The sequence below is a fragment of the Azohydromonas sediminis genome (assembly GCF_003574675.1).
In the GTDB taxonomy this organism is placed as follows: domain Bacteria; phylum Pseudomonadota; class Gammaproteobacteria; order Burkholderiales; family Burkholderiaceae_C; genus Calidifontimicrobium; species Calidifontimicrobium sediminis.
Genome location: NZ_QOAZ01000014.1, coordinates 74,489 through 82,712 on the forward strand (window position 1 = coordinate 74,489; position 8,224 = coordinate 82,712).

Genomic DNA, 8,224 nt, shown 5'->3' on the forward strand with positions numbered 1-8,224 from the left:
CGATGACGATCACCCTGACCCCGGGCCAGCGTGCCCAACTCGAGGCCGAGCTGACGGCGCGCCGGCAAGAGCTCGAGCGCCAGCTCGCCGAGCACCTGCACGGCCAGACGCGCGCCGAACGCGCGCACGACGTGCTCACGCAAGACGGCGACGACGCGCCGCAGCGACTGCCCGAGCGCGACATCGCCGCTGCGCTGACGAACCAGGAGCAGGTCGAGCTCGAACGCGTGACGGCCGCGCTGCAGCGCCTCGAGCGCGGCGACTACGGCCGCTGTGTCGACTGCGGCATCGACATCCCGTTCGACCGGCTGAAGGCCGAGCCGTGGGCCCTGCGCTGCATCGACTGCGAAACCGCACGCGAGCGCACCGCCGCGCGCCGCGCGCCCTGAACCCCGGCCGCGGCGTCGACCGCCGCGGCGCCCCCATCCCGCGACCCACCGAACCCGAAAGACCCCCATGGCCCTGTTCCACGCCGTCCTGCGCATCGACCACGAGACCGCCCAGGTGCTGCAGTTCGACCCCGACCACGTCGAGTCACAAAAGCTCAAGGCGCACAGCCATCCGACGCGCCACCACGGCAGCAAGGTGCGCACCGAGCACGAGTTCTTCGGCGAGGTCTGCGACGCGCTGGCCGGCATCGCCGAGGTGCTCGTCGTCGGCGGGCGCACCGCGATGGCCGACTTCCGCCACTACGTCGAGAAGCACCGCCCGCAGACCGCCAAGCACATCGTCGGCTACGAGACGGTCGACCACCCGAGCGACGGCCAGCTCGTCGCGCTCGCGCGCCAGTACTTCCTGAAGTACGACCGCATGGCCGGCACGCCGACGCCGACCTGAACATTCCCGTGCGGCGGCCGGCGCGTGCGCCGGGCCGCAGCCCGTGCTCGGCGCCCGGCGCCGACGCGGCGCCGATACTTGCCGCATGAGCGTGCTCGACGTCGCGGCGCGGCTGGGCCCCCTGCTGGGCGGCGTCGGCCTGTTCCTGCTCGGCATGGCGATGATGACCGACGGCCTGAAGCTGGCCGCCGGCCCGGCGCTCGAGCAGATCCTCGCGCGCTCGACGCGCACGCGGCTGCACGGGCTGGCGTCGGGCGCGCTGATCACCGCGGCGGTGCAGTCGTCGAGCGCGGTCACGGTGGCGGCGATCGGCTTCGTCAACGCGGGCCTGCTGAGCCTGTCGCAGGCGCTGTGGGTGCTGTTCGGCAGCAACGTCGGCACGACGTTCACCGGCTGGCTCGTTGCGCTGGTCGGGCTGCGCGTCAAGGTCGACGCCTTCGCGCTGCCGCTGGTCGGACTGGGTGCGCTGCTTAAGTTGTTCGGACGTGCGCCGTCGCTGGCGGCCACCGGGCAGGCGGTGGCCGGGTTCGGCGTGCTGTTCCTCGGCATCGGGCTGCTGCAGCAGGCGTTCCTCGGCTTCGCCGACGACGTGCGGCTGCCCGCGGGCGAGGGCCTGTGGGGCGTCCTCGCGCTGGTGGCGATCGGCGCCGCGCTGACCGTCGTGATGCAGGCGTCGGCGGCATCGATGGCGATGGCGCTGACCGCGGCGCAAAGCGGGCTGATCGACGTGCAGGGCGCCGCCGCCGTCGTGATCGGCGCCAACATCGGCACCACCGTCACCGCGCTGCTGGCCTCGGTCGGCGCGACGCCGAACGCCAAGCGCGCCGCCGCGGCCCACGTGCTGTTCAACGTGCTGACGGCGGCGGTCGCGCTCGCGCTGCTGCCGTGGCTGGTGGCGGCCATCGGCTGGGCGCGCGAGGCGCTGGGCCTGGATCGCGACCCGGCGGCCAAGCTGGCACTGTTCCACTCGATCTTCAACGTGCTGGGCGTGCTGCTGATGTGGCCGCTGGCCGGCGTGCTGACGCGGTGGCTGCTGGCGCGCTTTCGCACGATCGAGGAAGACGAGGCGCGCCCGCGCTACCTCGACGACAACGCGCTGCAGGTGCCGGTCATCGCGCTGGACGCGCTGCGCCGCGAGGTCCGCCGTGCCGGGGTGATCGCCGTGCGCCTGGCGCGCGGCGCCGTCGGCGGCGCGGCACCGGCGGTGCTGGAGCGCGACCGCGCGCTGCACGCGGCGCTCGCGCGTGCGATCGAGCGCTTCGTCGAGCGGCTGCACCGCGGCGCGATGAACGCCGACAGCAGCGAGCGGCTGCCGCGCATCCTGCGCGTCGAGCGCTATCACGAGACCTGCGCCGAACTGGCGTTCGAGGCGGCCACTGCGCAGGCCGACGCCGCGGCGGCAGCGCTGCCCGACGCCGCCGCGGCGGCCGACGCCGACTTCCGCCATCACGCGTCGGCGCTGCTCTACGCGTTGGCCGTGCCCGACGAGGCCGGTGCGCAGGAACCGGTGGTGACCCCGGCGATCGACCGGCTGCTCGAGGCGACGGAAAATGCGTACCAGTCGCTCAAGGCCGCGCTGCTGGCTGCCGGTGCCGACGGGCGCCTGCCCTTGTCCGCGATGGACGCCCGCCTGCGCGCCGCCAGTGCGCTGCGCCGTGCGCTGCAGCAGGCCGTCAAGGCGGTGCGCCTCGACGCCGACATTGCCGCGGACTCCCACCACGCCGAATGAACGACCGCCTCAAGCGCTGGCTGCCGACCCAGGAGTCGATGCGCGAGAACCGCTGGCTGCGCTGGATCGGCCCGGCGCTGCACCACCCGCGGCTGTGGCACATGAGCCGGCGCGGCGTCGCGCTGGGCATGGCGATCGGCGTGTTCTTCGGGTTGCTGATCCCGATCGCGCAGATCCCGCTGTCGGTCGGCGCGGCGGTCGTGCTGCGCGCCAACGTGCCCACCGCCGCGGCGAGCACGCTGGTCAGCAACCCGGCCACCTACGGCCCGCTGTACTACGCCGCATGGCGGCTCGGCAAGGCGGTGCTCGGCGAGGAGGCGGCCGTCCAGGGCCCGCCGCCCGTCAACGAGCCGCGGCCGGTGGCGGACGACGGCCGCGGGTGGTTCGCGCGGGCGTGGGACGGCATCACGGCGCTGGGCAAGCCGCTGCTGCTGGGCATGGCGCTGATGGCCACGACGGTCGGGCTGCTGACCTACGCCGCGGCGAGCTTCGTGCTCGCGATGAAGGTGCGCTGGCAACGCCGTCGCCGCCTGCGCCGGCGCGCGGCGATGGCGCCGAGCGCGCGCGATTGAGGCCGGCGACGGCCGCCAACCGGGGAGACGATCATGCCCACCGTGTTCGAACGCCTGCTCGCCGGCGAACTGCCGTGCGCCAAGGTCTACGAGGACGAACTCGTGTTCGCGTTCATGGACGCCGGCCAGGTCAACGACGGCCACGTCATCGTCGCGACGAAGCGCGCCTGCGAGACGCTGATGGACGCCACCGACGACGAGGCGGCGGCGCTGATGCGCGCGGCGCGCCGCGTCGCGCTGGCGGTGCAGGCGGCGTTCGCGCCCGATGGCGTGACCGTCCTGCAGGCCAACCGGCCCGCGGGCTGGCAGACGGTGCCGCACCTGCACCTGCACGTGCTGCCGCGGTTCGACAACGACGGCGTCGGCCTCGTGTGGCCGCGCAAGGAACCCGGCATCGAGCGGCTGCGTGCGCTGGCGGCGCGGCTGCAGCCGCACCTGCTGCCGCGTTGAAGGGCGTGCGCCCGCGTCAACGCGGCGCCGAGCCGCCGCGGCCGCGCAGCTGCCGCACCAGCCGCCACGCGAGCAGCGCGATCGGCGCCGCGTGGAACACGAGGTCGAAGATGTCGAGCGGGCGCGTCAGCGTGCCCGCCGCGAGCATCTTGAGCTTCTGCCACAGGTGCGGCTCGGGCACGACGGGTGCGACGGCCAGCCACGCCGCCAGCGCGACGAGCAGCGCCAGCGGCACGCGGTCGAGCCACGCGCCGAGCGCGGCGCTCCAGCGCTGCGGCATCAGGCCGCCATCGCCGCCTTCGCCTTGAGCCGCCAGGCGTGCAGCAGCGGCTCGGTGTAGCCGTTGGGCTGCTCCTTGCCCTTGAAGACGAGGTCGAGCGCGGCACGGTACGCGAAGCTGTCGTCCCAGTGGCCGGCCATCGGACGGTACAGCGGGTCGCCGGCGTTCTGCTGGTCGACGACGGCGGCCATGCGGCGGAACGTCGCGTGCACCTGCTCGGGCGTCACGATGCCGTGCAGCAGCCAGTTGGCGATGTGCTGGCTGCTGATGCGCAGCGTCGCGCGGTCTTCCATCAGGCCGACGTTGTGGATGTCGGGCACCTTCGAGCAGCCCACGCCCTGGTCGATCCAGCGCACGACGTAGCCGAGGATGCCCTGCACGTTGTTGTCCAGCTCCTGCTGCACCTCGGCCGGCGTCCAGAACGGGATCAGCGCCACCGGCACCTGCAGGATCGCGTCGAGCAGCTTGTCTTCGACCATCGGCGCCTTCGGGCCGCGCGCGAACTCTTCCATGCTCTTTTGCAGCGCGGCGACGTCGACCTGGTGGTAGTGCAGCGCGTGCAGCGTCGCCGCCGTCGGGCTCGGCACCCACGCCGTGTTGGCGCCCGACTGCGGGTGGGCGATCTTCTCCTTCATCATGTCGGCCATCATGTCGGGCATCGCCCACATGCCCTTGCCGATCTGCGCGCGCCCGCGCAGCCCGCACGCCAGCCCGATCTGCACGTTGTTGAACTCGTAGGCGCGCAGCCAGTTGGCGTTCTTCATGCGCGGCTTGCGCACCATCGGGCCGGCCAGCATCGCGGTGTGGATCTCGTCGCCGGTGCGGTCGAGGAAGCCGGTGTTGATGAACGCCACGCGCTGCGCCGCCGCGGCGATGCAGGCGCGCAGGTTCACGCTGGTGCGCCGCTCCTCGTCCATGATGCCGAGCTTGACGGTGTTCGGCGCCAGCCCCAGCAGCGTCTCGACGCGGCCGAAAAGCTCGACCGAGAACGCGACCTCGGCGGGGCCGTGCATCTTCGGCTTGACGATGTAGACGCTGCCGGTGCGCGTGTTGTGCAGGCCGGCAGTGCCCAGGCGCTTGAGGTCGTGCAGCGCGATCGCGGTCGTGACGACGGCGTCCATGATGCCCTCGGGGATCTCGCTGCCGTCGCCGAGCAGGATCGCCGGGTTGGTCATCAGGTGGCCGACGTTGCGCACGAACAGCAGCGAGCGTCCGTGCAGCACGAGCGGCTTGCCGTCGGCGCCGGTGTAGACGCGGTCGGCTTCGAGGCGGCGCGTGAACGTCTTGCCACCCTTGGTGACTTCCTCGGTCAGCGTGCCGCGCAGGATGCCGAGCCAGTTGCGGTACGCGAGCACCTTGTCGTCGGCGTCGACGACGGCCACCGAGTCCTCGAGGTCGAGGATCGTCGACACCGCCGCCTCGACGATGACGTCGGCGATGCCGGCGGGGTCGGTCTTGCCGATCGGGTGGCCGCGGTCGATGCGGATGTCCAGGTGCAGCCCGTGGTGGCGCAGCAGCACCGACGACGGTGCCGCCGCGTCGCCCTGGAAGCCGACGAAGGCGGCGGGGTCCGCCAGGCCGGTGACGGTGCCGTCCTTCAGCGTGACGGCGAGCTGGCCGCCAGCGACGCGGTAGCCGGTGGCGTCGCGGTGCGAGCCGGTGGCCAGCGCGGCAGCCTGGTCGAGCTCGCCGCGCGCGTAGTCGATGACCTTCTGCCCGCGCACCGGGTTGTAGCCGGTGCCCTTCTCGGCGCCGCCGGCCTCGGGGATCACGTCGGTGCCGTAGAGCGCGTCGTACAGCGAGCCCCAGCGCGCATTGGTCGCGTTGAGCGCGTAGCGCGCGTTGGTGATCGGCACCACCAGCTGCGGGCCGGCGAGTTTGGCGACTTCGTCGTCGACGTTGGCGGTCGTGCACTGCACCTCGGCCGGCGCGTCGACGAGGTAGCCGATGCGCTTGAGGAACGCGCGGTAGGCCGGCATGTCGCTGATCGGCCCCGGGTGGGCCTGGTGCCAGGCGTCGAGCTCGGCCTGCAGGCGGTCGCGCTCGGCGAGCAGCGCGCGGTTCTTCGGCGCCAGGTCGTGCGCGAGCGCGTCGAAGCCGGCCCAGAACGCCGCCGCGTCGACGCCGGTGTCGGGCAGCACCTCCTCGTCGATGAAGCGGGCCAGAACGGTGGCCACCTGCAGGCGGTGGCGGGTCGTGCGTGCGGTCATCGTGGACTCCATTTCCGCGCGGGGCGGGCGTCTGAGGAAGGGAAGAAGTCGAGCACGTCGCGCAGTGTGGTGCCGATGCGCGTCGGCTCGGTGTCGAGGGCTTCGAGCGGCTGTCCGCCGCGGTTGACCCACAGCGTCGTGTAGCCGTACCAGGTCGCGCCGATCGCGTCCCAGCCGTTGCTCGAGACGAACAGGATCTGCCGCGCCGGCAGCCCGAGCGCCTGCGGCCCGAGCGCGTAGGCCGCGGGGTCGGTCTTGTAGCGCTGTGTCGCGTGCACCGACAGCACCGGGTCGAGCAGGTCGGCGAAGCCGGCGCTCTTGACGGCCACCGCGAGCATCTCGGGGTCGCCGTTGGACAGCACGCCGCTGCGCACCCCCTGCGCGGCGAGCGTGCGCAGCACGTCGAGGTTCTCGGGGAACGCGCTCAGGTGGCGGTACTGGTTCATCAGCCGGTCTTCGGCGTCGCGCGACAGCGTCAGGCCCAGCCGCTGCGCCGCGAAGCGCAGGCCGGCGCGCGTGAGGTCCCAGAACGGCCGGTAGCGCCCGCTCATCGAGACCAGCCGGGTGTATTCGATCTGCTTGTCGCGCCACATCGCGGCCAGCGCGTCGCCGCGACCGGGAAACAGCTGCTCGGCCAACAGCGCGACGCTGTAGACGTCGAACAGGGTGCCGTAGGCGTCGAACAGCACGGCGCGCGGGCTGGCGGGCGAAGTCATCGGTGCGACTGTATTGGCAACTTCGTTAGTCATTGAATCCGGGATCGGCGCTGGATCTTTGCGTTTGGCGCATGAATCGCGAGCGCCGCGCGTTGGGCTCGGCGTGTGCTGATGCGATCGGTCATGCTCGCAGCCGCCGTTGGTGGCGTGCGGCGCAGCGCGCGGGCAGGCGCGATTGCAAACCTGCGTGGCGCTTATCGCGCGCGATTCGGGCTTGGTTTAATCGGCTGGCGAAGGTATTCTTCGCACATGGACCGGCTGAAACAGATCGAGTCGTTCGTCGGCGTGGCCACCAAGGGCAGTTTGACGGCCGCGGCGCACGCCGAGGGCGTCGCGCCGGCGGTGATCGGGCGGCGTATCGACGCGCTCGAGGAGCGGCTGGGCGTCAAGCTGCTCGTGCGCACGACGCGGCGCATCACGCTGACGCACGAGGGCAGCGCGTACCTCGAGGATTGCCAGCGCATCCTCGCCGACCTGGCCAACGCCGAGGCCAGCGTCAGTGCCGGCGGCGTCAAGGCCAGCGGCTACCTGCGCGTGACGGCGCCGGCCGGCTTCGGGCGGCGGCACGTCGCGCCGCTCGTGCCGCGCTTTCTCGCGCAGCACCCCGACGTGCACCTGTCGCTGAACCTCAGCGACCGCATCGTCGACATCGTCAACGAGGGGGTCGACTGCGCGGTGCGCGTCGGCGACCTGCCCGACTCGAGCCTCGTCAGCGTGCGCCTGGCCGACAACCGCCGGCTGTGCGTCGCCACACCGGCGTACCTGCAGCGCGCCGGCGTGCCGCAGCATCCGAGCGACCTGCACAAGCACGAGTGCCTGACGCTGTCGTCGGACGCCAGCCAGACGCGCGGCTGGGCGTTCACGATCGACGGTCAGGTCACGCACCTGCGCCCGCACGGGCGGCTCGACTGCAGCGACGGCCAGGTGCTGCACGACTGGTGCGTGCAGGGGCTGGGCATCGCGTGGCGCAGCACGTGGGAAGTCGAGCACGAGATCGCCGCCGGCACGCTCGTCAGCGTGCTCGACGACTTCGCCGCGCCGCCCAACGGCATCTACGCCGTGTTCCCGCAGCGCAAGCACCTGCCGCTGCGCGTGCGGCTGTGGATCGACTTCCTCAAGCACACCTACGGCGACCCGGGCTACTGGACCGCGGTGCGCCCCGCGGCCGGCGCCTGAGGTCGGGTCGCGCGCCGCGGCCTCAGAGGCTGAGAGGCAATTGATCGCCGCAGACGCCCGTCGGGTTGGCGTCAGGGCCAGAGGAACGAACGTCACGCGGCGCTGCTGCGCGGGTGATGTCGCTGCGACGGGCTCGTGCGCGCTTCGCAGCGCTTGATTCGGGTCGATTTCTCATCTTCCGCACCCCTTACGCGGCCGCCAGGGCCGCTGCGGGCGCACCTGTGCCCAGACCGACCCACTGCGGTGCGATCTTG

9 protein-coding genes are annotated in these 8,224 nt (G+C 72.4%); 6 read left to right on the top strand and 3 right to left on the bottom strand.

Annotated elements, in window-relative coordinates; genetic code table 11:
- Nucleotides 1-2: 2 nt before the first annotated feature.
- From DRV96_RS09620 to DRV96_RS09640, 5 genes are all read left to right on the top strand, one after another.
- Nucleotides 3-389 carry a TraR/DksA family transcriptional regulator gene (locus DRV96_RS09620; protein WP_119290368.1) on the top strand — a complete coding sequence of 129 codons (387 nt, stop codon included), beginning with the start codon at nucleotides 3-5 and terminating at the stop codon, nucleotides 387-389.
- Nucleotides 390-456: 67 nt separating this feature from the next.
- Complete coding sequence (locus DRV96_RS09625) at nucleotides 457-837, top strand: hypothetical protein (protein ID WP_119290330.1); 381 nt, start codon at nucleotides 457-459, stop codon at nucleotides 835-837.
- An 85-nt stretch (nucleotides 838-922) separates the two neighbouring features.
- Entirely contained in the window at nucleotides 923-2,566 is a 1,644-nt protein-coding gene (locus DRV96_RS09630; RefSeq protein ID WP_119290333.1) for a Na/Pi cotransporter family protein, read from the top strand.
- A complete protein-coding gene (locus DRV96_RS09635; RefSeq protein WP_119290335.1) occupies nucleotides 2,563-3,138 on the top strand; it encodes a DUF2062 domain-containing protein in 576 nt (191 codons plus the stop codon). Before DRV96_RS09630 ends, DRV96_RS09635 begins: the two co-directional genes overlap by 4 nt.
- A gap of 33 nt (nucleotides 3,139-3,171) precedes the next feature.
- Nucleotides 3,172-3,588 carry an HIT family protein gene (locus tag DRV96_RS09640; protein WP_119290337.1) on the top strand — a complete coding sequence of 139 codons (417 nt, stop codon included), beginning with the start codon at nucleotides 3,172-3,174 and terminating at the stop codon, nucleotides 3,586-3,588.
- A 16-nt stretch (nucleotides 3,589-3,604) separates the two neighbouring features.
- On the opposite strand, the gene DRV96_RS09645 is transcribed toward DRV96_RS09640, so the two are convergent.
- The 3 genes from DRV96_RS09645 to DRV96_RS09655 are packed head-to-tail and all read right to left on the bottom strand — an operon-like array spanning nucleotide 3,605 to nucleotide 6,794.
- Nucleotides 3,605-3,868 carry an RND transporter gene (locus DRV96_RS09645; protein ID WP_119290339.1) on the bottom strand — a complete coding sequence of 88 codons (264 nt, stop codon included), beginning with the start codon at nucleotides 3,866-3,868 and terminating at the stop codon, nucleotides 3,605-3,607.
- Complete coding sequence (locus DRV96_RS09650; protein ID WP_119290341.1) at nucleotides 3,868-6,078, bottom strand: malate synthase G; 2,211 nt, start codon at nucleotides 6,076-6,078, stop codon at nucleotides 3,868-3,870. Before DRV96_RS09650 ends, DRV96_RS09645 begins: the two co-directional genes overlap by 1 nt.
- The gene (locus DRV96_RS09655; protein ID WP_119290343.1) at nucleotides 6,075-6,794 is read right to left on the bottom strand and encodes a haloacid dehalogenase type II; all 720 of its coding nucleotides are present in this window, start codon (nucleotides 6,792-6,794) and stop codon (nucleotides 6,075-6,077) included. Before DRV96_RS09655 ends, DRV96_RS09650 begins: the two co-directional genes overlap by 4 nt.
- Before the next feature lie 249 nt (nucleotides 6,795-7,043).
- Between DRV96_RS09655 and DRV96_RS09660 the strand changes: the two genes are divergently transcribed.
- On the top strand, nucleotides 7,044-7,970 hold the full coding sequence (locus DRV96_RS09660) for a LysR family transcriptional regulator (RefSeq protein WP_119290345.1): 927 nt from the start codon (nucleotides 7,044-7,046) through the stop codon (nucleotides 7,968-7,970).
- Nucleotides 7,971-8,224 lie beyond the last annotated feature (254 nt).

Excerpts from the sequence above, each read along its gene's own strand:
- DRV96_RS09620 (WP_119290368.1), top strand. The coding sequence starts at position 3 with ATGACGATCACCCTGACCCCGGGCCAGCGTGCCCAACTCGAGGCCGAG.
- DRV96_RS09625 (WP_119290330.1), top strand. The coding sequence starts at position 457 with ATGGCCCTGTTCCACGCCGTCCTGCGCATCGACCACGAGACCGCCCAG.
- DRV96_RS09645 (WP_119290339.1), bottom strand. The coding sequence starts at position 3,868 with ATGCCGCAGCGCTGGAGCGCCGCGCTCGGCGCGTGGCTCGACCGCGTG.
- DRV96_RS09640 (WP_119290337.1), top strand. The coding sequence starts at position 3,172 with ATGCCCACCGTGTTCGAACGCCTGCTCGCCGGCGAACTGCCGTGCGCC.
- DRV96_RS09660 (WP_119290345.1), top strand. The coding sequence starts at position 7,044 with ATGGACCGGCTGAAACAGATCGAGTCGTTCGTCGGCGTGGCCACCAAG.
- DRV96_RS09630 (WP_119290333.1), top strand. The coding sequence starts at position 923 with ATGAGCGTGCTCGACGTCGCGGCGCGGCTGGGCCCCCTGCTGGGCGGC.
- DRV96_RS09655 (WP_119290343.1), bottom strand. The coding sequence starts at position 6,794 with ATGACTTCGCCCGCCAGCCCGCGCGCCGTGCTGTTCGACGCCTACGGC.
- DRV96_RS09650 (WP_119290341.1), bottom strand. The coding sequence starts at position 6,078 with ATGACCGCACGCACGACCCGCCACCGCCTGCAGGTGGCCACCGTTCTG.
- DRV96_RS09635 (WP_119290335.1), top strand. The coding sequence starts at position 2,563 with ATGAACGACCGCCTCAAGCGCTGGCTGCCGACCCAGGAGTCGATGCGC.